A 20,870-nucleotide genomic window follows, 5' to 3' on the forward strand; every position below is an offset into this window, starting at 1 on the left:
GCGGCACGAGCGGATGTGTTTGACTACATCGAGCGACGCCACAACCCTAGGATGCGCAGAAGGGTCGCCAAGCAGGATCAGAAGGTTGCAGCTCTTTTAGAACCGTCCGTGATATCGGGGTAGAACCCCTCATTTTCCTGACCATCCTGGCTTCAGCTGCGTTAGCAACAGCCGGCGCGAGTGAAACTCCGCCCTATATTGAAGACGATACCGCCCTCCGCGCATACATGGCCTATAGCGGCGTCTCGCTGGAGGAAGCCCGAAACCGCCTTAGGGTTCAGGCAGAAATCGACCCACATATCGAAAGGCTCCGCACGCAGCATGCCGAACGCCTCGCGTTCGTCTCCATCGAGGCGCACCCCGATCAGCATCTCCGCATCGGATTGAAGGGTGCCGCCGTTGAACCCGATCAGGTGATCACCATTGCCGGCACCGCGGTCCGGGTGATCTTTCAATCCGGGCAGCCGTACACGCAGCAGGAGTTCTCGGAGGTTCTGGCGAAAACCGCTCGCGTCATCTCCGGGCTTATTCCCGATGTCACGGGAATCTCAGGTCAACCGGAGCGCCGTGCGATCGAGATCCACATAGAGGGCTCTGATACCGAAGTGTACGAACCGGCAGTGAAGGAAATCGAGGCGATGTCGGGCTTGAAGGTCGAGTTCAGGACAGGCACGTCGAGATCCCGCAACCTCATGTGAAAGAACACGCACTCAAACCCCAGTCTTGTTCAATCGTGCACGGATACCACCCCGGTAGGGTCGCACGACAGTCGACCGCCGATAACGATTCAACGCCCGGTAGGGCATGAACACCGAACGCAAGCCCCTCCCCGGCGAAAGTCCATGCGTTAAAGCACCGACAATCGTTATCGGCAGGCGTCTCGCGACCGCCTCTACCACCACCCACCAATGCCCTCAGGCCCATCAACCCGGACGTCTAGCTCCCCACCCGCCCATACCCCCCAGGCGCAACCCCCACCCGCCGCGAAAACGCCGCACTGAACGTCACCGCGCTCGCATACCCCACCCGCTCCGCCACCTGCTCCAACGTCAACGCCTGCGACCGCAACAACTGCTTCGCCAACGCCATCCGCCACGCCAGCACATACTCCATCGGCGCAACCCCCACCACCTGGGTGAACCGCGCGGAGAACGAAGAGCGCGACAACGCCGCCTCCGCCGCCAACGAAGCCACCGTCCACGCCTGCTCAGGCTGCTCATGAATGGCCCGCAGCGCCCGCGCCAACCGCTCATCGGCCAGGCCGTACACCAGCCCCGCGCCATCGGAATACTGCGCCGCACTCCGCAGCGCCTCGATCAACAGCAGCTCCAACAACCGCTCCAGCACCAACTCACGTCCCGGCCGTGAGGAGCGCGACTCATCCCTCAACAGCTCCACCAGCACCGCAAGCCGTTCGACACCACGCACATGCAGCACCTGCGGCAGCAACGAAACCAGCAGCGGCGCATCGGGCGATTCAAACTGGCAGTGCCCGATCTGCATCAAAACCTCCGGAGCGCCTCCCTGCCGACCCACGCGGAACCATCCCTCGCCCAGCTGTACGGGCAGTTCGGGCACAGCATCCACGCCGGCCCCGGCACTGCAGTTGAACAGCGACCGCAGCGCAGGCACCAGAACGAAGTCACCCGCCTGCAGATGCAGCGGCGGGTGGTTGTCCACCGTCAGCCGGCACTCCCCCGCCAGCAGCGCGATATAGAACGGCTCGCCCTGCCCTTCGCGGTGCACGCACCAGTCCCCCGCGCCTTCCACCCGCTTGGAAAACCGGGCGGTGGGCTGAAGCAGGGAAACGACCTGGGCCAGCGGATCTGTCATGTCTGGACGATCTACGAAGAATGCGAGATGGATCAGCATATACCGTCCACCCGTAACTGGTGAACATGGGTTTCCCCCAACCGATGAAGAGACCACCTGATGCCCACCGTACTGATCACCGGCACCTCCTCCGGCTTCGGCCTGGAGACAGCCAGACTTTTCCTGGAGCGTGGCTGGAACGTGGTGGCCACCATGCGCACGCCACGCCAGGACCTCCTGCCCCAGTCCGATCAACTGACGGTATTGCCGCTGGATATCACAGACCCTGACAGCATTGCTCAAGCCGTCGCAGCCGCCGGCCCGCTGGACGCCGTGGTCAACAACGCCGGCGTAGGCGCGGCCGTTCCCCTGGAACTCACCAGCATGGAAACGGCCCGGGCCCTGCTGGAAACCAACACGCTCGGCACGCTGGCCGTTACCCAGGCGGTGCTGCCGCAGATGCGGGCGCGCGGCGAAGGCGTGATCGTGAACGTCACGTCTTCGGTCACGCTCAAGCCCCTGCCCCTGGTCGGATTCTACTCCGCCACCAAAGCCGCAGTGAACGCCCTCACCGAATCACTGGCAATTGAGGTAGAGCCATTCGGTGTACGCGTTCGCCTGGTGTTGCCCGGCCGCGCACCCAGCACGCAGTTCGGCTCCAATGCGCTTGCACTCCCTCGAATGGATGAGCAGAACGCCTACAGCGAATTTGCACAGAAAGTATTCGCAGGCTTCCGCGACAGCAGTGGTCCTATTACCGAAGGACAGGATGTAGCCGAAGCGGTCTGGCGCGCGGTGACCGACCCGGCTGCGCCAATGCGGATCGCAGCGGGCAAGGATGCTGAAGCACTGATGCCCAAGGCCGGGTGACCCACGCGCGGGTAGGACCCTACCTGCCCGCGCGATTAGACTGGGATCTGTCTCGCTCCTGCAGCAAGAACAAGGCACCCGATGTCCCCAAACGTCATCCAGATCGCAGCAGCCGTCATCTCCCGTGATGACGGCAAAGTGCTGGTGGTCAGAAAGAAGGGCTCACACGCCTTCATCCAGCCCGGAGGCAAAATCGAACCCGGCGAAGATCCCATCCAGGCCCTGTGCCGTGAGCTGGACGAAGAGCTCGGCCTGACCATCGCCCCCACCCTGCCCACCTTCATCGGCACCTTCAGCGCTCCTGCAGTCAACGAACGCGGCAGCATCGTAACCGCGCAGGTGTACACCTTCAGTCATACCGGCGAAGTGCATCCCAAGGCAGAACTGGAAGAAATCGTCTGGATCGACCCGAAGAATCCCGGGGATCTAGAACTCGCCCCACTCACCCGCGACCACATCTTCCGAGCATCAGCCCTGCGCTGACCCTTCGCCTGCGCATCCGTGCCCGCGCACGCTGACCGTGCCTCGGCCCAGTCCGCGCACGTGAACCTCGCTTCGGCCCCACCGACGCACGCAAACCTCGCTTCGGCCCCACCGACGCACGTGAACCTCGCTTCGGCCCCACCGACGCACGTGAACTTGCTTCGGCCCCACCGACGCGCGTGAACTTGCTTCGGCCCCACCGACGCACGTGAACTTGCTTCGGCCCCACCGACGCGCGTGAACCTTGCCTCGGTAGGGTCGCACGACAGTCGACCGCCGATAGCACCTCACCGCCCGGTAGGGCATGACCATCGAACGCAGCCACCTCTCAGCCCCAACAAGCCCTTAGGCCCAGCACATCACCGTCACAACGACTTGACCTCATCCACCCGGCACCTGCGCTTCAATGCCTACTACCCCACAGCACGTCTGCCCATGCCTACGACAGGTCGATTCAACATCTTGCACGCGCAGGCACCAGCACCCGCCTACCCCCACCAATGCGCAAACGTTCAGCAACTACACGCTGAATGTCTCAACTGTAGCACCACATTGCGCGCACGCCTTGGAAAGGGCCTGGAGTCCGTAGAGGGTGGCGTGGTGATCACCTGTCCCGCCTGTGGCTCCCGGCAGGCGGTCAGCAACCAGCTCTTCGCAGAAGTGACCGACAAGGCCTGACTAGTTCAGGGGCCGCCGGTCAACGCTTGCACGTGCGGTTGGACCAACTCACACAGCTGCGCCACAGCCGGCACCACAACAGCCGCTTCACTGCGGTGCTTCTCCATCAGCGTCCAATCCGCCACGGCCACTGCATGCAGCTTGTGCTGCTCAACCGGGATCCAATGCATGGACCAGTAAGGGAAGCGGCGAATGCCGCCATGCCCGCGTGCCAGCTCCGCAACATTCAGATGGCTCGTCGCGTTCAATAGCCGCGCATACACGAAATCGATGCCGTCTTCAGGGCCTTCAATGTATTGCAGGAACCGGCTTCCGTCAAATAACAAAACGCCCGTAACGCCCGCCAACCGGTTGTGGTGGGACGCGTCTCGAACCAGAGCGTTAAGGCGGTCTACGGAAATGCCGTCAGCAGCGTCGCTGCGATAGGCGATGGCACACAGGGGCACAGTTCGCCTCTTGGTACTGCTTGATGGGCGGCAACCTTAGCAGAACGTAGTAACGCGATGGGACTGACGTTCCATACGGCCGCGCATACAACAAGCCCGGCCAAAGGCCGGGCTTCTGTCCCATCACGGGGTCGGGCTTACTCTTCTTCCTCGCCGCCCTGCTGACCAGAGCGCTCACGCTTCTGATCCTGCTGTTGCTGCTGGCCCTGGCGCTGACCTTCGCGATCCTGCTGGCCCTGCTGGTTCTGCTGGCCCTGTTGGTTCTGCTGATTCTGGTTGGTCATGATCTTCTCCGAACTCGGCGTCACCATGAGGCCGATGGATCGACTCTGCGCTTATGCCAGTGAGCCTGATGTGCCGGAAAAGGGCCTACGCACAGACGCGATGCGCACCAAGCTAAATCATTCAGAACAGACTAGTAGCCACACGTATCGGCTTGTCCATTGGTCCCGCGCGCCGCATCGCCCCCAACACGCATGCGGAAATCGCTCCGGTAGGGTCGCACGACAGTCGACCGCCGATAGCAATCCAACGTTCGATAGGGCATGACCAAAGAACGCAGCAGCCTCCCAACTCACCCCGTCTCCCACCAACGACTCCGCCCCCGCCCCTTCCGCCGGTCGGCCTCTTTGATCATGGCGGCCCACTGTTCTTCAGGCGTACGCGAATCAGACAAAAGCAGGTGTCCGAAGCTCGGGGCAAGCTGGGTGGGGTCAGGCCGGTCAGAGACCGGCGTGGCTAATGCGGTATCTATTGTGTTCATGACGCAACGGTACCGCCCGACCGACGCACCCCATGAGACGCAACTCCAACACGGACAAGATGCCCGATCCAGCAACTGTTCCCCGATTGACGGCACACACACTGCGCGCCATGCGCACACCGCCAATCGGGGTGGCTAAGCCGTTAATGTCAGACCTTCATATTGCGGAGGATGATGCAGTCCTCCTTCCATTCAATCGCCAGCCGGCTGCCCACCTCCCAGCCGACCCGGCTCATCCACATGCCGCGCAGCCACAGGCAGGGGATGCGGTTGCTGGCCAGGTTGCGCTTCCCGGTCGGATCCTGGATTGCCCTCACCCGGAGGGTGTCGGGCTTGGTGAAGTAGAGCCGGCCCTTGGGCTTGTTGTCGCTGCCGCTACTGCCGTTGTTATCAGAACTTGAAACTGTCATATGTAACCTCGTCAAGAGTGTTCTCCCTCGTCGGAATGACGAGGAAGCCGGGAGGCTGACAACCGTACATAGGAACGGCGCGGCGTATTTCCTCGGAGGTGTTCTATTTCGCCACCCTCCCGGCATACGACGTTCAAGCGTTACCTATGTAGAGCTGTCAGGCTCCCTGGACACACCTTGCGAAATCACTCACACGAAGTGAAGCAGGCTTCCGCGCATGATATTTCGGAGATGGCGAGAAACGCCAACGACGCGACGCAATCGGGTCAAAAAAGGCGAATACAGGGTGGGAAAACGCCAATTGCATCACATTCGCGCCAGGAATTCGTCAGGCCCGCCATTTTTCAGTCAACCCTACGGGAATGTCGCAATCGCCAGCACTTGCGGCTCCGCGCAGACTCTGGCGCGGTTCGGATATGCCCCAGCGCTTGGCGGTCACTCAAATAGACTCACAAGAAACGTGACTGCTCTGACGCTGACGACAAGAACCGCGAGCGCGCTGGCGATTTCACTCATTTACCCCGGAAAGAAACGCCAATCAGGCCGTTCGAATCGCATGATCCAACATCGCGCCGCCCCGACTGCCTGCTTCGTCCAAGAGGTCATTAGCCACGAAGCCACACTGGATGGGCACCGCCAAGATTGACCTGTATCCAGTCGGCGAAAGCTCTCAATTGTGGCGCGAAGTAAGATGGACTCAGGTAGACAAGTGAAACGGGTGCATCGAGCGGACGGTCGTCCTTGAGCACTTCCTCGAGCGCACCTACTTTAAGATAGCGGTCTTCGTCCAGTGCGGCCGCGCCGGATTCGGAGTCATACAGCAGTGAGCAGGCTGCGTTTAACGAGTCGTGAACAGACATCGGGGATTTCCGCTGTTCGTCTGGGGCTGCATGCCCCACCCCCAATAAACCTTCATAGCCACTTCCCGACGACGACTGCTTCCGGCCGAAAGCAGACATTGAGATTGATGTAGCGAACGGATCTTCGCCACGCCGACAGACTGAAGCCTTTTCGCGACTCCTATCGAAGCTGCCTAATACGCTCTTGGAGAGCCAAGGCAGTTGGGATGTTCTTGGCTGCGAGGGCGGCGGCTATCTCGACAAGCGCCTGACGCGTCTGAGCGTCCTGGGTCAGAGCTTGTGCATCGGAAATCAATGCCGTCGCCACCAGCTCCGCCAGCGCGTCGCCCGTACCCTCCCGGTACCAGCGGCCGGAAGGCTCGCGTTGCATGGTGGCGAGCCAACGAAGTCCGTCAAGGCGAAGCGGGGCTCCGAAGCTCGTCGTCAGGAAGTTGCAGAAGCGCGTGACGCATTCTTCGTCGCGACTCAAGTGCGTGACGGCCCAGCGCTCGTAGACATCTTTCATCCGCAGAGCCGCACCCGGGTTCAGCCGGGACAACGCATCCTCGTTGCCGAAGCCGAGCAAGTCGCAAATCAGGCTCTCGCCGTAGAACCAGAGGCCGGGTTGAGACCAATCAGCGGCGATGCCGTACTCCGCAGTGGCCCGCCAGACGCGCTCGAATGCCACCGGGTCGTCACCTTTCCCGAGACGCAGGAACAAGCCGCGTATGAAATGCTGCAGCGCGTAGTGCGCGGCCGGACCGTGGGTGAGAACAGGTTCCCAAACCGAGCGCCTTGCCTCTTCGGGCGCCGCGATCGTCAGTTCTCCGAGCTTCAGTAGGATGTTGTAGCCGAGGTTCTGGCTCGGCAGGTCGTACTCGCCGTATTCCTTCTTCTTGCGCGCCCTGGCGCGCGTGGCGTCGTAATCCCAGATACGCAACGCCAAGCGCGTGTCGAGTTCGCGGTCTCCAGTGCCATCGCCATCGATGAGCCAGTTGAACAGGATTTCGAGGAAGTGACTGTCTAGCGAACCGACCCGTTCACGCTCTGGCTTTCCGCGCCAAGCCTGGTCGCCGGCACTATAGAGCCGCATCCGGCGCTGGAAGTCCAACCGTTCTTGGCCCGCAGCCACACGCTTGAAGTCGAGGTCATCAGGCGTCGCATTCGGTCCACGGAGGGGAAAGCGCCGCAGCCGCGCGAGCCACACAATCCAGGCGCGCTCTGCGATGTCGCCATCGCCATGGTGCGGAGCGAGGAGGATGAGGCCCGACCAGAACAACCCGGCGCGGAGCAGCCGCCACCAGGCTGTACCAAGCTGTTCTCGATTGACGTAGGCAACGCCGACCAAAACGGCGGTCGCTCGCGTGTCGCCACTCGTCAGAAGGCGCAGGACAGCGGTCTCCCATTCCTGAACACCATCTCCATCGGCGAGCCACAGGCGCATGACCGCGTAGGCGACGAACTTCAGCTCGTCGCGGAGGCTCGCCATGCGCCGCCCACGAATCTCGTCTCCTGTAGACGCGACCGCTGCCACAGCGGCGCGAACGACTTTGAAAACGTGCTTCTGCGCTTCAGGGTTCTGGCCGAGCCACGCACCGCCCAACGCGACGAGCGTGCCGGCTGCGGCGAAACGGCATTTCGTCTTCACGTCCTGATCTTCGCCTTCCGCTCCGGACTCACACTCCTGGAGCAGATTGAAGAGGTACGTGGCCTCACCGTCGGTGAGCGGACGACCACCCTGAAGCCACCGCTCGCATTGGTCCGGAATGAGAAGGTATGTGAGGGTGGGCGCACGGTCGGCTTGCCACGACTGCACCTCGACGCTCAGCTCGTCAGGACAGACGAAGCCCCTGGATTCTGCCCCCGTCGCCGGGTCGGTGACTGTCTGATAGTTGGCTTCGTCGAGCGCGGCAAAGAACAATCTAAACTCCAACGCCTCCTTCGGGTCCTCAGGCAGCGCCCAGGTTGGTAGCAGCACTCGAAGATTCCGCGCAACGTCATGGTCGGCCAACAGGAGTTCGACAACGACATCGAGGAACTTCTGTTGGCGATGGGGCGCCAGGGTCCAATCACGGGCGAAGTCAAACATCGCTTGGCCGCCCTCGAGCCAGCTCCAAGCGACGAAGTTAGAGCTAACCTGCTCCACGCGGATGCTGTCCCAATAGAAAAGGTTCGGGGACGTCAGTAGGGCCGCGAGCGGCCCCGTCAGCAACGAGGGCCGATACTTGGCGACGTTGAGTAGCACACTGACGAGCGCTATGGAGTTCCCCTCCCGGAGTATCCTCTCGATATCATCGGTGATGTCCTGACCCGCGTCGAGCCGCAGCGTAAGCCAGCGCTCCAACGCATCCAGAGCGCAGAACAGGTTTCCGTTGCGCATCGAGTCATTGCACTGTGGCCAGCCGAAAACCTCCGACCAGCCGGAGAAAGTTTTATCCGACCCGTCCACGAATTGCAGAGTCACTTCGTGAGCCTCACCGGTACGCCGCTCAATGACGTTGGCGACCCAGCGCTCCGTGCAGAAGTTCACCAGCGCGATGAGCGAGGTGAGCGCGGTTTCCGGGGCCAGCTGGAAGAAGGGGAAGAACGGGCTCTTCCAGAAGGCCGTCGGGTACGCGTCCGTGGGATATTCGAGACCGAGGTCTATTTCGAACCGATCGGACGCATGGTCCCGTTCCGGCTGGTCTTCGATGATGAGCGCGAGCAGGACTTCGGCCGCCAGCTCAGGCTGCGCGCGTATCAGACAACGGATGCCGTTCTCTTTGAGGCAGGCGGTTCGGAAATCCATGTCGACCTTGCCACTGGCCCCTAGGGGCCAGGGCGGCAAGCGCTCGCGGAACGACCCGATGGAGCCCCACATTTGCTTGCGTTCTTCCCGTGCCTTGTACTCGGAATCGGTCTTCAGGCGCTCGATGTGGGCCTGCGCCTCCTGTAGTTGAACGTCGGAGATGCGTCGTCTGACGTAAGCGTCGATCTCCCGGCGTCCCGCGAGTTCGAGCGCCCAGTTACCGACCTCGGTCGGCACGTCGGCTGCTCCAGCCAGTGCCGCGGTGTACAGCAACGGCTCACGGGTCAAATACATCACGCCGCGGCCCTTCTCGACCTGCATGGTCCTAGCCATTGTGAGCGCCATTTCCGCCATCTCCCGCCGGAAAGGCATCAGATTGCCGCTGCTCAACGTGCGTGGCGTATTCGTCAGCCAGGTCTCGATCACCTTCGCAAGAGCGGGCGAAACCAGCCCGGCCAGTCGCTCCCGCTTCGCGATGAGGAAGCGCAGAACGGGTGGCCACCGGCCGAAGACAATCGAGCGGAACTGCGCCTCCATGTATAAGCCGACCGCCGCGCTTAGTCCCATTCTGTCGCCAGCCGGCACAGTGGCGATATGGTGGAAGCGAAGAAGCAGCCGTGTGAAGTGGTTCCCGCCGTTCTCGAGCAGGAGGTCGACACGTTCGGTCAGGAAACGTTCGGCATCGGGGTCCAAGCAGAGCGCATCAAGGAGGATATTGCCGGCCAGCTCGTTCTTCGCGACCGCCGCAGCTTCGAAAGCGACGTCCCAAGCCGTGCGAGTGTCGGCCGGCTGTCGTAGCAGGAACTGGCCGAGCATCCGAAGCGCGTTCGTCCAGAGCGGATTCTCCGACAGGACGGCCCACCTCGGCGTCTCCGTCCAAATCTGTTTCAGGAATTGGAAACGCGCCCAATCCGCCGCGAGATCGTGCTCGAACTCGATGCGGTTAGTCCGCTCGTTCAGGTGCAGCGGAAGGCCCTCGGGCCGACCCGTGAACGTCGTCGTGTCTGCCGGTTCCAAGTCGGTCAGCGCGAAGCTACGCTCGAACGACGCTTCTCGCTGGGCGAGGCGCATCATGAGCGCCTGCACGTCAGCGCGGCCCCCTGTCCAGTACTTCCAGAGGCGGTCAGCGATAGCGGTGTGAGACGCCAGCCTACCGGCGATCGGCCCCAGCGCCGCGCCAGCCTTAATGACCCATGCCAGTGTCCGTAAGTTCGTCAACGCCGCGAGGGTGTCGTCATGCGCGATCAACCAGCCCAAGCTGGGCGACGGCAGCAGCGCCAACTTCACGTCATCGGCTTTGAGCGCCTCGACCTCGACCAGATGCGCCTTCCGTCCGCCGAGTATCGTCGCTTCGCCTTCGACCCAACTCTGCGTCTGCGTGACGATGACGACCCGCCACGCACGCTCAATCTCGTCGCCGTCATTCGGCAGGATAGCTTGAAGCAGCTGACGGATGACGACGGACTCCCCGGCCTCGATGCGTTCCGCTGAGTCGATGATCAGAACGTTCTGCGGCTTCACCGTCGCGTTCAGCACAAGTGAGAGTTCGTGCGTTAGGGGAAGGGCGCTGCGACGCGCCGCACTGAGCGCCGCCTTTAGGTCTCCTGGACCGAACCACACCTGGTTCCAAGATGGGTACGCGCCGTCCAACACCGACTTGACCAGCGCCGACTTGCCCGAGCCCGACTCACCGAAGACCACCGTGACCGGGTTGTCGGAGAACGCAGCCTGGAGCGACGCTTTCTCCACCGTACGGGGCACGACATAGCCTGAAGGCAGCTCGGTTTCTATCCTTGCCTTGTAGTCCGCAGTGATGTTGAAGAGCGTCTCCCAATCACCCTCAAAATCTGGGTGATTGCGAAGGCCGAACTGTCGCCGGAGCAAGGACAACAGGCCCGGGATGGTGATGGTTCCATTGCGAAGGCGCACCTCCTTCGCGATGTTAACTAGCTCCTTCCACAGAGACTGCGCTTCCTCCTCGCCAGTAGATTCGAGCAAGCGACGGCACTGCGCGATAGCTTGGGACTCGGTCTCTGAGTGCGCGAACTGAAAGTCAGTCGGCAGCACATGCAGGCGGCGAATGAGCTCGATGGTCTCTTCATCGGACGCGCTACCGGGCTTCTGGACGCTGTCGAAGACGCGCGACTGCCTCGTATTGCTGCGGATGCGACTCAACGCGAGCGCCATATCTGTACCGCCGCATGCGTTCTTCACCTCGCGCCACGTCGGGTCGAACGCCTGGTCGGTGCCGATCGTCACCAAGGCAAGCCCGTCAGAAACTCGGCTGAAAGGTCCCTGCGTATCCCGCCACTGATCCCAGGCGCGCGTCACAAAGTCAGCGGGCAGGCCAGCCGCGTTTACCTGCAAGTTTCCCTTGGCCGAAACCGCCAGCCGCCTCGGGACGCCGGCCGCTTGCGCCGTCAGCAGCAGGTCGTCGATACGCCAGCCCAAGGTCGAGACCTGGGCTTGGACCTGTGTTACGACACCTCCGATTCCTGGTGCCAGTTCACCTGAAAGGGCTTTCACCAACTGCCAGGAGCTAATCAGGTCCTCGAAATCAAACCCGGCGCCGCTCGTCGACCGCAGCGTCGCGGGCGCGCGCTTCGTGCCGCCGCTGCGAGGCGCCTTCGGCTTCGATGTGTTCTTTGATCGGGCCATTAGCTTCCTAATGCTCAGCAGCTCTGGATTATTGCCATGTCCGACGGCCACAAGCTTCGGCTGGGTCCTCGCAATCTTACCGTGGAATTGAAGCGCGTCGTATATCCCCCAATTGCTAATTCAGCATCACTGAACTGCACCGACAAGCTGTGCCGAAGAGGAGGTTCCGAATCCACCGCGACTGCGATAAAAGCCTGGGGTGCGCACCGGGGAACAGACCTCCGGACCGTCTCCAAAGCATCGCAAGCAGACGTTATCACTACGTTGACGGCTCTGGTCGGACGCGATGTCCGCTACCGGCCACAAGCGGCCATTGGCCGCCGGCGAAGTCCTAGTAGCTCGCGTCGTGGATGTCTGAGCACAAGACAGCTGAGCCTAGAATTGACGCTTCAATAACGAGACGTGGCTTTGCAGCGCCCGATGCGGAAGCTGATCGATCGACCAAGAACTTTAGCCATATGCTTCAAAATACTCGTTCGCAATTGTCATATGTAAATCAGTGTATAAACTGTAGATTTGCCACCATTCGAAGCCTGCAATTGGCCCACCTTCCCGCGTGGTGGATAAGAAAAAATCAATGGCGTGCGAATGGGAAGGCTGATTAAAGAACGACCAAATGAGAGTAGTACTGAAATTTTGGAAGCTAGTTGAGATATCGTTCGACGGGTGCTCAATATCTGGCTCAAATGGCTTGTCAAGACCACTCACCACGAGCATGAATCTCAATTGATCTGTAGTTGGGTCATAATCCCCCAGGCTAATAATCTCATCATCACACCCCTCAGGCGGCGCATATCGATCACGCGACAAATCTCCACACACGCGAAAAATAGCGGGCGTGTACAGGTTATTCTTTTTGGATGGCACCAGTAACTTGAACTGCCGTATCCGACCCCCGGTCGAAGTACGCGATAGTCCGCTTAATTACGTTATTGTCCAAGCTCAGTGGACTGTTGTGGACGGTGATATGTTTTTCACTGCGAACATAGTCCTCCTCTTTTGCGCCGACAACTAACTTCCTGAAGGAATCAGCCGTGTACGTGGCACCCCCGCCAGTTATGTGGATATTAAGATCAAAATTGTTTGGATTCTCCAAAATGGAAATGACAGTTCTCGGGGAGCCGCCAACATTTATCGTGAACCTTTTCTTCATACTCGGCTCCTTGAGACGCTTGCACTTGAGTTGAGTCGCACCGCGAGGCTGCATCTGTTTGCCCCCCACATTTTCCAGGATGTGGTCGCTTCCACGCTACCACCGAGCGCCCGCCCTTGAAGTTTTGGGGGCACTGCCGCTTTCACGTACGCCAAAAGAAGCTCGGACTGACCTGGGGGAGTTGCTGCTGGCTCGCCTTGAGTGGCTGCTTTGGGTCGGAACTGATGATGCGCAAGTGCTCGACCTGGTGACCCCGGCCCGATTCGAACGGGCGACCTTCCCCTTAGGAGGGGGGCGACGGGGCCATATTTGGCAAGGGATACGCGCCCTTGTGTGCCATAGGTGTGCCGAATCGCGCGCTTTCAACGAGATCTGACATGCGGCAACGTTCAGCCGCCGGACATGAACGAAGTTGCATCCGCTGTCGGGCGACATTCAAGTCCATGTTCACCATCTCAAGCATGCCGGCAGGATAGGCTCCAACAAGAGTGATCTTCACGTTGGAGGAGTGAGGGATGTCCGAATCAGACCGTCAAGCCGCGCTCGATGACCTCAGCATCACAAGTTCGGATCCAGAACCATTCTTCGATGCACTGACTCAAGCAGCAAGGACCATGACGGGAATGCCAATCGCCCTCATTTCCTTGGTGGACGGGAGCCGCCAGTGGTTCAAGGCCCAAGTGGGCCTCCCGGGCGTGTCCGAAACCCCCCGCGACATCTCCTTCTGCACTTGGGCGATCCAAGCGGACGAGCTCTTTGAGGTGGAAGACGCAACCGAGGATGCTCGGTTTGCGGCAAACCCGTTGGTCCTGGGCCCTCCTTTCGTTCGGCACTACGTCGGTGCGCCTATCAGCGCCAATGGACAGAACGTCGGAACCCTGTGCCTCCTCAGCACGGAGCCCGGGAAGCTCTCCGAGGCCCATGCGGGTGCGCTGTTCTGCCTGGCCCAGGCCGCCGCCGTCGGCATGCAGCAGCGTGCCCGCCTGCTCGAGCGGGTGACTGAATCCCAGGCGTTGCAGCGACGCCTTCAACGTAGCCAGCTCTTCTTAGAGCGCACCAACGCCCTGGCGAAGGTCGGAGGCTGGGAGCTGCATCTGGGAACTGGGGAGGTCAGATGGACCAAAGGGACTCGGCGCATCCACGGTGTCGCAGACGATGCTGTGCCTGCGCTCGACGCTGCAATTGAACTCTATCCAGATGGCGCACGCCAACGCCTGGAAGCCGCCTTGGGCGAATGCATCTCTTCTGGCACGCCAATCGACCTTACTCTTCCGTCGAGCAAGGCATCGGGCGAACGCACGTGGGTACACGTCGTCGGCCAGCGTGAGGAAGCAGAAAATGGTTCCCGGCTGATTGGCGCGATCCAGGACGTGACCGAGCAGCGTGCTGCACTCGAAGCCTTGGCGCATAGCGAGGCCCGCTATCGCAGACTATTCCAGCACAGCCTTGGCCTCATCTGCACCCACTCGATGGACGGGACAATTACATCGGTCAATCCGGCGGCCTCGCACTCGCTAGGGGTCGCCGAGGGCGACCTCATCGGCCGCTCGCTTGCGGAGATTATCCCCAAGGAAAAGCAAAGCTCGTTTAGGGCGTATCTCAGCCGCATCCAAGAGACTGAAAGCGACTCCGGCATGATGGAGCTCGTAGCCCGCGATGGCTCACGTCGCTTTTGGGCCTACCACAACGTCGTAGACACTGAATCAGAGCCGCCTTACGTGCTGGGTCACGCTCAGGACATCACGACCCAGCACATCCAAGAAAAGCAGCTGCAAGATCTCGCCATCCGGGATCCCCTCACCCGCGCCTTCAACCGGCGCTACTTGACCGAACTGGCCCATCAACAGCTCGACGGCTGGGGCTGTCTAGTGTTCGATCTGGACCACTTCAAGGAGGTCAACGACACGCAGGGGCACGCTCAGGGAGACAAGGTGCTGGTCGACTTTGCCGCATTTCTTTCCGCCCCCCTTCAAGGCAACGAGGTCGTGGTCCGGCTCGGGGGCGACGAGTTCCTCGTCTTCGTGCCAAGCGCGACGATGGCGCGTTTAAGCGAACTGGAAGACACCTACCAGGAGCGCGCCAGCAACGCGCCGATCCGGTTCTCCGGCGGTTGCGCCATTGGCCGGCCATCAGAATCCGTGGCGGACACCATCAACCGCGCCGACCTGAAGCTCTATGATCGTAGGAAGAGAGAGCGGCAGCAGGCCGGCTGACTAGTTCATTCGCTCTAGCATAGCCTCGGTCCCGCGACCTTGAGTAAGCGACATTTCAGCCGACTCCGTCCTCGCCCCTTCCGTCCGTCGGCCTTTTTGATCGCCTGGGCTGATCCCGGTCGACGCCAACCTCAGCTTCCAAAGGTTCTGCGCCAATCGGACGGGCTTACTTGCATCGCGCGCTTGAAGCTCTGACGGAACCCTGCTGAGCTTTGGAAGCCGGCCCTCTCGGCCACAACGTCGATCGGCAGCTCCGAGGTCTCCAAGAGTTCCTTTGCCCTTCGAAGCCGCTCGGATAGCACCCAATCTCCTACCGTCATACCCGTGACCTTTGCAAACCTGCGCGTAAACGTCCGCCTGCTCATCGCCACCTTGCTCGCGAGGGCATCAATGGAATGGTCAGCCTTGAGGTTTCGCCGGACGTCATCCATCAATCCACTCAGCGCAGCGTCCCGGGTGCTGTCTGGGACGGGCGAATCGATGTACTGGGCTTGCCCTCCCTCCCGGTGAGGAGGAAGCACCATCAATCGTGCGACTCGATTGGCTTCTCTTGATCCATATAGCTTTCGCACCAGGTAAATGCAGCAGTCGAGTCCCGCGCCGGTTCCAGCCGACGTGACAAGCTTCTCCTCGTCTACATATAAGGCATCAACGTCCAGTTCGACTCCGGGGAACCGGGCCTGAAAATCCGACTCGGCTGCCCAATGGGTCGCGGCGCGCTTCCCATTCAGCAGCCCTGAGTAAGCAAGCGCGTAGGTTCCGTAGCACAATCCTACGACATGCGCCCCACGGGCATGGGCCACCCGAAGCTGATGCTGAAGCGCCTCCGATGGGCGTTCGCCTAGGTCATGCCACCCTGCAACGATCACCACATCGGCTGAGCTCAAAAGCGCCAAGTCTCCATCGCTCCGGACCATCAACCCCTCGGGGGTGGTTGCGGTGCCCTCCTCCACGGCCACCCGCAACCTGAACTTGTGGCGGCCCTCGAAGCACGTGCCAAAAATTGCCAGGGGGACGGATAGATGAAAGCTACTGACCCCGGACTGCGCAAGCACAACCACCTCGACCGCTCTCTCGCTTATCGCCTGCCTGATCATATTGACCCAATTCCATCGATATTTGTCATTCGGGCCAGTATCTCATTCTTCAGCGCAGGAGCAAGCTGCCTCCACTCTTCGACGGACCTTCCGAATATGAACAAGACAATCTCCGTAGCGCTGGGCATGCTGCTAACTCTAGGCGCGCCACTTCAGGCGCTCAGTGCCGAATCCGGGACCGCCTTCTCGATCCAGCAAATCCGCAATGCAACGATCAAGGTGAACTACGGTGGCCAAGTATTCCTGGTCGATCCGATGCTTGCGCGCAAAGGTGCGTATCCTGGCTTTGAAGGGACCTATCGCAGTCATCTGAGAAATCCCTTGGTTGAGTTGCCCGAGTCCGCTGAGTCCGTGCTTGGCGGAGTCAACGCGGTGATTGTCAGTCATACCCACTTGGACCATTGGGACGATGCTGCCCAGGAGGCAGTTCCCAAGAACATGCCGATGTTCGTTCAGGACGCAACCGATGCTGCACTCCTGCGCAAACAAGGCTTTCGTGACGTTCGCATCTTGAGCGCGAACACCACCTTCAATGGGGTACAAATCAGCAAGGCAGGCGCTCGTCACGGCTCAGCGGAGATGTACGCGATTCCTGAAGTGGCCAAAGTGCTGGGGGCGACCATGGGTTTTGTCTTCCAGAAGCCCGGTCTAAAGACCCTGTATGTGGCGGGTGACACCGTCTGGGAGTCCGTCGTCCGGGCAACACTGAACAATTTCAAGCCTGACGTTGTCGTGCTCAACACCGGGGATGCGCGCATCAACGGCTTTAATACTGGCATCATCATGGGCAAGGAGGACACCCTTCGCGTGCACCAGTTGGCACCTAGCGCGACGATCGTGGCTGTACATATGGATGCCGTGAACCACATGACTGTCAGCCGCAACGACCTGCAGGACTACGTGATCGAAAACGGAATCGAGAAGAACGTGCTTATCCCGCAAGACGGCGAAGTAATCAATTTCTAGGAGGAAGCTGTATGAAGGCGCTTGTTGTCATTGACATTCAAAACGATTATTTCGAAGGAGGAAAGCTCCCACTGGAAGGTGCGGACGATGCACTTAAGAATGCACTTCGACTGATCCAGGGAGCGCGCGATCGCGGCGACTTGGTGGTTGTGGTCCAGCACCTTGCACCGGTCGGGTCCGCCTTCTTGGAAGAGGGGTCTCGTGGCGGCGAGTTGCATCAGGCAATTCAGGCAGCCACAAAGAACGATCCTCTGGTGATCAAGCACGAAGCTGACAGTTTCCTGCGAACAAACCTCGGCGACTTGCTGCGGCGGCACAATGTCGATGCAATCGAGCTCTTGGGCATGATGACCCAGCACTGTGTGACCCATACAGCGCTCTCGCCGGAAGCAATGGGCATCTCTGTAGCGATTCACGCAGATGCTTGCGCCGCTCCCACAAGAGATCTGAGCAGCATCGCGATTAGTGGTCTCGCGGCGCGCCATACCTTGATCTGAGTACGAGATATAGCCTTGGCACTCCATGTGCCAAGGCTTGATGTGATCCCGACCGCGATTTCCTTGCTTGAAAAGTTCCCGGCTCCGCGACTCAATGGCCACTGGGAAGGGTCGCCCCCGGCTTACGGTGTTTACCCAGCCGATCCACTAAGGTCTCGCTTGCTTCATTGAGGCCATTGATCACGACCTCCGCTCCGTGCTCCCGCAACTTCATGACCACCCGATCTAGCGCGTCAACCGCCGTAAGGTCCCAAAAGTGCGCATTCTGCAGATCGATGATCACCTCCTTTGGGACGTTCAGGTAATCGAAGCTGTTCACGAATTGGCCGGCAGAGGCAAAGAATACTTGCCCTTTGACAACATAGCTGCGGGACGTAGTACCCACGTACTCATCCCCCACCATCAGCATCTGCCCGACTTTGCGGGTAAAGAACACCGCCGACAGAATCACGCCCGTCAGCACCCCCTTTGCTAGGTCATGCGTCGCCACCGTAACGATCACCGTGCCCACCATGACTACTGACGAACTTTTCGGGTGGATCGTCAGATCAGCCAAGGATCGCCAATTAAAGGTGCCAATGCTAACCATGATCATGACGGCCACCAGGGCCGCCATGGGAATCTGGCTGACAAGTCCTGAACCGTAGACCACCAACACCAGCAACACGACGCCAGCGACCAAACAAGATAGCCGCCCACGGCCGCCGGACGTGACGTTGATCACCGACTGACCAATCATTGCACAGCCCGCCATGCCCCCGAAGAAGCCGGTTACAGTGTTTGCCAAGCCTTGCCCCACGCACTCGCGGTTCTTCTGACTCGGCGTTTCGGTCATGTCCTCAACAATCTGAGCGGTCATCAGCGACTCCAAGAGACCGACCAGTGCAAGTGTTGAGGACACGGGCAGCAAGATTTGCAACGTTTCCCAAGTCAGGGGAACGTCGGGGATCAGAAAAGTTGGCAGGCTGTCAGGTAGCGCTCCCATGTCCCCCACCGTCCGCACATCAAAACCAAAATACATGGAAGCTGCGGTGAGCACGACAATGGCGACCAAGGGCGATGGTACCGCCTTCGTGACCAATGGAAGCAGGTAGATGATGGCAAGGCCGCCTGCGCAGATGGCGTAGACTGTCCAAGGCATCCCTATGAGTTCTGGCAGCTGGGCGAGAAAGATTAAGATGGCCAGCGCGTTTACGAAACCGGTCACCACTGATCGCGACACAAAGCGCATCAACGACCCCAATCGAAGTGCACCCGCTGCCATCTGAAGTAAGCCCGCCAGTACAGTAGCGGCGAACAGGTATTGAATGCCGTGCTCTTTAACGAGCGTGACCATCAACAGCGCCATGGCACCGGTTGCCGCAGAGATCATACCTGGCCGGCCACCGGCGATGGCGGTCATGACGGCAATGCAGAACGACGCATAGAGGCCAACCTTGGGGTCGACTCCAGCAATGATAGAAAACGCGATGGCTTCAGGGATCAACGCAAGCGCGACGACAGTTCCGGAAAGAACGTCGCCACGAATATTGCCGAGCCATTGCTGGCGCAGAGGATAAATAACGGACATGAAATAGGTCTCCGCGCAGTGATGCGCGCCAAACGAAAGACAAAAGAACCCCGTTCCGGAGAGATATCCGGATCGCATCTCTGATCGAGCGTCAGGGTGGGGTCATCGTAGGCAGACGGAAACAGACTGAGGGGCAGTATATAGCTTTGCCGCGTCTCTGGCGACTCGCCCGAGCAGGGCCCCTGAACATGGATGTGGCAACATTCCGCGCCCGTTTCACGTTAGGCCGGGGAACCCGAGTGATCCTTATCGACGCCGATGGCCTGTATGCGGGCATTGTTCAGATCGCCAGGATGTATGCCGACGGTGTGAAGCCATCGAGCACGCTCGCGGATTTTGCCGAAAACCCATCTGCGGCCCTGTCTTCCAGTGCCGATGTGGTCGAGATCACGAAGATGTTTGATAGAACCCGGAGCGACGAGCTGGCAGTCACCGACGAAAGCGGTCATGTTCTTGGGGTTCTCTCTAAGGCCTTTGTGCGCAAGCGCTACGCCTAAGAACTGGATAAGCGCCAACGGGAGCAGCAGGGAGAGCGGTTCGATGACGCCGCATTCTCTTAGTTTTGCAACGCGCCACCGCATCTTTGTGCTCTGAAGTGACACTTGCCGCCCCGCGCGGAGATCCCGTTGCTGCGGACCCCCTGGGCAGCCATATTTGTGCCGCTGTTCTGGCGACACCAAGTTCCGCGATCAAGCGATGCCGCCGTGGCGATAGGGCGCCATCTTTGGTAAGGAGCTCAAGCATCAATAGCCAGTCGCGGCGGCGTCAATCATGCCGCGATTCGCGCAGCCACTTGGTGGCGATCCATTTCTCGCCCTTCTTCACCGGTGCTCCGGCGTGCAGTGTCCGCGTCATTGCGTGCGGGCGATCATAGCTGAAGAACACGGCATTTCCCTTCACTGCCGCCACCTCCAGGAACGCGTCGGGAAACACCGTGGCACCGCCTTCTTCAGGGGTGTTGAGGTACATCACTACCGTGGCGACGCGCTGTCCGCCGCGTTGCAGCAGGACCTGCCCGCCGGGTTCTGCAGGATCGAAGTAATCATTGTGGGGCTTGTACTGAGCTCCCTTGCCGTAGCGTAGGACCTGGAGGCCTTCTCCATTCTCCACCGGCCAGTCCAGCAGGCGTGCGATGCGGGCCTCTATCCGCTCGAAGAGCGGATTTGCACCGCGTGCGTAGCAGGCACCTTGACTCGTCCGATCCGCGTGGATCTGGTCGCCGCCGGTCTGGTTGTCCACCGTGGCGGAGCGCCGAAGACGCGGGGCCGCCAGTTCCACCAGTGCATCGCACTCTTCGTCGGACAACAGTCCGGCCAATACCACAACGCGTGGCAATTTCAGGCTGACGAGCACATGAACCCGGCGATCGCCGAGATCCAGTACGGACGCGGCATTGGTGCCGATCGGCACCGGCACCGGTACAGGTGACGGAAACGCGTGTCTCGCGCTCTCCTCTGCAATGTGTCGCTGCACCAGCGCCAGCACCGCATCCACAGCCTCCTGTTCGCCCCACCCTTGCTCCAGCAAGGGCCCAATCACGGTGTCCGGATCAGCACCGGCCCTCACTCTTTCCAGCACCCACTGCTCATTCTCGGGCGCGAGTTCCGCTCGACTCATCGTCGTTCTC

The 20,870-nt window shown here is 60.4% G+C and carries 18 protein-coding genes, 1 tRNA gene and 1 pseudogene; 8 read left to right on the forward strand and 12 right to left on the reverse strand.

The features are described from left to right. Both EGJ34_RS10040 and EGJ34_RS10045 read left to right on the forward strand, forming a co-directional pair. Nucleotides 1-123: pseudogene (locus EGJ34_RS10040) on the forward strand (IS3 family transposase); the annotation flags it as partial. A gap of 104 nt (nt 124-227) precedes the next feature. Beyond that, nucleotides 228-698 carry a hypothetical protein gene (locus EGJ34_RS10045; protein ID WP_125360347.1) on the forward strand — a complete coding sequence of 157 codons (471 nt, stop codon included), beginning with the start codon at nt 228-230 and terminating at the stop codon, nt 696-698. A gap of 238 nt (nt 699-936) precedes the next feature. Here the strand turns inward: EGJ34_RS10045 and EGJ34_RS10050 are convergent, their stop codons facing one another. Further along, nucleotides 937-1,833, reverse strand: a complete 897-nt coding sequence (locus EGJ34_RS10050; RefSeq protein WP_125360348.1) for an AraC family transcriptional regulator — start codon at nt 1,831-1,833, stop codon at nt 937-939. Nucleotides 1,834-1,932: 99 nt separating this feature from the next. Here EGJ34_RS10050 and EGJ34_RS10055 point away from each other — a divergent pair, with 99 nt between their 5' ends. Then, entirely contained in the window at nt 1,933-2,682 is a 750-nt protein-coding gene (locus EGJ34_RS10055; protein ID WP_125360349.1) for an SDR family oxidoreductase, read from the forward strand. Between the two features lie 81 nt (nt 2,683-2,763). After that, nucleotides 2,764-3,165, forward strand: a complete 402-nt coding sequence (locus EGJ34_RS10060; protein ID WP_125360350.1) for an NUDIX domain-containing protein — start codon at nt 2,764-2,766, stop codon at nt 3,163-3,165. Nucleotides 3,166-3,848: 683 nt separating this feature from the next. Here EGJ34_RS10060 and EGJ34_RS10065 read toward each other — a convergent pair. The 8 genes from EGJ34_RS10065 to EGJ34_RS10100 form a co-directional block, all read right to left on the reverse strand. Next, the gene (locus EGJ34_RS10065) at nt 3,849-4,289 is read right to left on the reverse strand and encodes a BLUF domain-containing protein (RefSeq protein ID WP_125360351.1); all 441 of its coding nucleotides are present in this window, start codon (nt 4,287-4,289) and stop codon (nt 3,849-3,851) included. Between the two features lie 137 nt (nt 4,290-4,426). Next, a complete protein-coding gene (locus EGJ34_RS22185) occupies nt 4,427-4,573 on the reverse strand; it encodes a hypothetical protein (RefSeq protein WP_185750131.1) in 147 nt (48 codons plus the stop codon). Between the two features lie 628 nt (nt 4,574-5,201). Then, complete coding sequence (locus EGJ34_RS10070) at nt 5,202-5,462, reverse strand: type I addiction module toxin, SymE family (protein WP_125360352.1); 261 nt, start codon at nt 5,460-5,462, stop codon at nt 5,202-5,204. Nucleotides 5,463-6,067: 605 nt separating this feature from the next. Beyond that, the gene (locus EGJ34_RS10075; protein WP_125360353.1) at nt 6,068-6,322 is read right to left on the reverse strand and encodes a hypothetical protein; all 255 of its coding nucleotides are present in this window, start codon (nt 6,320-6,322) and stop codon (nt 6,068-6,070) included. Nucleotides 6,323-6,482: 160 nt separating this feature from the next. Next, a complete protein-coding gene (locus EGJ34_RS22525) occupies nt 6,483-11,747 on the reverse strand; it encodes a hypothetical protein (protein WP_221740408.1) in 5,265 nt (1,754 codons plus the stop codon). 450 nt (nt 11,748-12,197) lie between these two features. Then, a complete protein-coding gene (locus EGJ34_RS10090; protein WP_125360354.1) occupies nt 12,198-12,614 on the reverse strand; it encodes a hypothetical protein in 417 nt (138 codons plus the stop codon). Then, nucleotides 12,595-12,900, reverse strand: coding sequence for a hypothetical protein (locus EGJ34_RS10095; protein ID WP_125360355.1), 306 nt, complete (start codon nt 12,898-12,900; stop codon nt 12,595-12,597). Before EGJ34_RS10095 ends, EGJ34_RS10090 begins: the two co-directional genes overlap by 20 nt. A 245-nt stretch (nt 12,901-13,145) precedes the next feature. Next, a tRNA-OTHER gene (locus tag EGJ34_RS10100) sits at nt 13,146-13,205 on the reverse strand. Nucleotides 13,206-13,415: 210 nt separating this feature from the next. Here EGJ34_RS10100 and EGJ34_RS10105 point away from each other — a divergent pair. Then, nucleotides 13,416-15,113 (forward strand): diguanylate cyclase, encoded by a 1,698-nt coding sequence (locus tag EGJ34_RS10105; protein WP_125360356.1) that lies wholly within the window; start codon nt 13,416-13,418, stop codon nt 15,111-15,113. Between the two features lie 131 nt (nt 15,114-15,244). Here EGJ34_RS10105 and EGJ34_RS10110 read toward each other — a convergent pair whose 3' ends face one another. Then, on the reverse strand, nt 15,245-16,210 hold the full coding sequence (locus tag EGJ34_RS10110; RefSeq protein ID WP_125360357.1) for a helix-turn-helix domain-containing protein: 966 nt from the start codon (nt 16,208-16,210) through the stop codon (nt 15,245-15,247). Between the two features lie 96 nt (nt 16,211-16,306). Between EGJ34_RS10110 and EGJ34_RS10120 the strand changes: the two genes are divergently transcribed. Together EGJ34_RS10120 and EGJ34_RS10125 are read left to right on the forward strand one after the other, a co-directional pair. Beyond that, nucleotides 16,307-17,176 carry an MBL fold metallo-hydrolase gene (locus tag EGJ34_RS10120; RefSeq protein ID WP_260476959.1) on the forward strand — a complete coding sequence of 290 codons (870 nt, stop codon included), beginning with the start codon at nt 16,307-16,309 and terminating at the stop codon, nt 17,174-17,176. 11 nt (nt 17,177-17,187) lie between these two features. Next, nucleotides 17,188-17,673 (forward strand): isochorismatase family protein, encoded by a 486-nt coding sequence (locus tag EGJ34_RS10125; RefSeq protein ID WP_125360358.1) that lies wholly within the window; start codon nt 17,188-17,190, stop codon nt 17,671-17,673. A gap of 91 nt (nt 17,674-17,764) precedes the next feature. Here EGJ34_RS10125 and EGJ34_RS10130 read toward each other — a convergent pair whose 3' ends face one another. Next, nucleotides 17,765-19,243 carry a SulP family inorganic anion transporter gene (locus EGJ34_RS10130; RefSeq protein WP_125360359.1) on the reverse strand — a complete coding sequence of 493 codons (1,479 nt, stop codon included), beginning with the start codon at nt 19,241-19,243 and terminating at the stop codon, nt 17,765-17,767. A gap of 239 nt (nt 19,244-19,482) precedes the next feature. Here EGJ34_RS10130 and EGJ34_RS10135 point away from each other — a divergent pair, with 239 nt between their 5' ends. After that, nucleotides 19,483-19,740, forward strand: a complete 258-nt coding sequence (locus tag EGJ34_RS10135) for a CBS domain-containing protein (RefSeq protein WP_125360360.1) — start codon at nt 19,483-19,485, stop codon at nt 19,738-19,740. Between the two features lie 268 nt (nt 19,741-20,008). Here EGJ34_RS10135 and EGJ34_RS10140 read toward each other — a convergent pair whose 3' ends face one another. Further along, on the reverse strand, nt 20,009-20,860 hold the full coding sequence (locus EGJ34_RS10140; RefSeq protein ID WP_125360361.1) for a 2OG-Fe(II) oxygenase: 852 nt from the start codon (nt 20,858-20,860) through the stop codon (nt 20,009-20,011). Nucleotides 20,861-20,870 lie beyond the last annotated feature (10 nt).

The organism is Stenotrophomonas sp. 278 (assembly GCF_003935715.1).
Lineage (GTDB): Bacteria > Pseudomonadota > Gammaproteobacteria > Xanthomonadales > Xanthomonadaceae > Stenotrophomonas > Stenotrophomonas maltophilia_AH.

Excerpts from the sequence above, each read along its gene's own strand:
- EGJ34_RS10075 (WP_125360353.1), bottom strand. The coding sequence starts at position 6,322 with ATGTCTGTTCACGACTCGTTAAACGCAGCCTGCTCACTGCTGTATGAC.
- EGJ34_RS10055 (WP_125360349.1), top strand. The coding sequence starts at position 1,933 with ATGCCCACCGTACTGATCACCGGCACCTCCTCCGGCTTCGGCCTGGAG.
- EGJ34_RS10140 (WP_125360361.1), bottom strand. The coding sequence starts at position 20,860 with ATGAGTCGAGCGGAACTCGCGCCCGAGAATGAGCAGTGGGTGCTGGAA.
- EGJ34_RS10130 (WP_125360359.1), bottom strand. The coding sequence starts at position 19,243 with ATGTCCGTTATTTATCCTCTGCGCCAGCAATGGCTCGGCAATATTCGT.
- EGJ34_RS10095 (WP_125360355.1), bottom strand. The coding sequence starts at position 12,900 with ATGAAGAAAAGGTTCACGATAAATGTTGGCGGCTCCCCGAGAACTGTC.
- EGJ34_RS22185 (WP_185750131.1), bottom strand. The coding sequence starts at position 4,573 with ATGACCAACCAGAATCAGCAGAACCAACAGGGCCAGCAGAACCAGCAG.
- EGJ34_RS10070 (WP_125360352.1), bottom strand. The coding sequence starts at position 5,462 with ATGACAGTTTCAAGTTCTGATAACAACGGCAGTAGCGGCAGCGACAAC.
- EGJ34_RS10060 (WP_125360350.1), top strand. The coding sequence starts at position 2,764 with ATGTCCCCAAACGTCATCCAGATCGCAGCAGCCGTCATCTCCCGTGAT.
- EGJ34_RS10120 (WP_260476959.1), top strand. The coding sequence starts at position 16,307 with ATGAACAAGACAATCTCCGTAGCGCTGGGCATGCTGCTAACTCTAGGC.
- EGJ34_RS10050 (WP_125360348.1), bottom strand. The coding sequence starts at position 1,833 with ATGACAGATCCGCTGGCCCAGGTCGTTTCCCTGCTTCAGCCCACCGCC.
- EGJ34_RS10110 (WP_125360357.1), bottom strand. The coding sequence starts at position 16,210 with ATGATCAGGCAGGCGATAAGCGAGAGAGCGGTCGAGGTGGTTGTGCTT.
- EGJ34_RS10045 (WP_125360347.1), top strand. The coding sequence starts at position 228 with ATGGCCTATAGCGGCGTCTCGCTGGAGGAAGCCCGAAACCGCCTTAGG.
- EGJ34_RS22525 (WP_221740408.1), bottom strand. The coding sequence starts at position 11,747 with ATGGCCCGATCAAAGAACACATCGAAGCCGAAGGCGCCTCGCAGCGGC.
- EGJ34_RS10125 (WP_125360358.1), top strand. The coding sequence starts at position 17,188 with ATGAAGGCGCTTGTTGTCATTGACATTCAAAACGATTATTTCGAAGGA.
- EGJ34_RS10105 (WP_125360356.1), top strand. The coding sequence starts at position 13,416 with ATGTCCGAATCAGACCGTCAAGCCGCGCTCGATGACCTCAGCATCACA.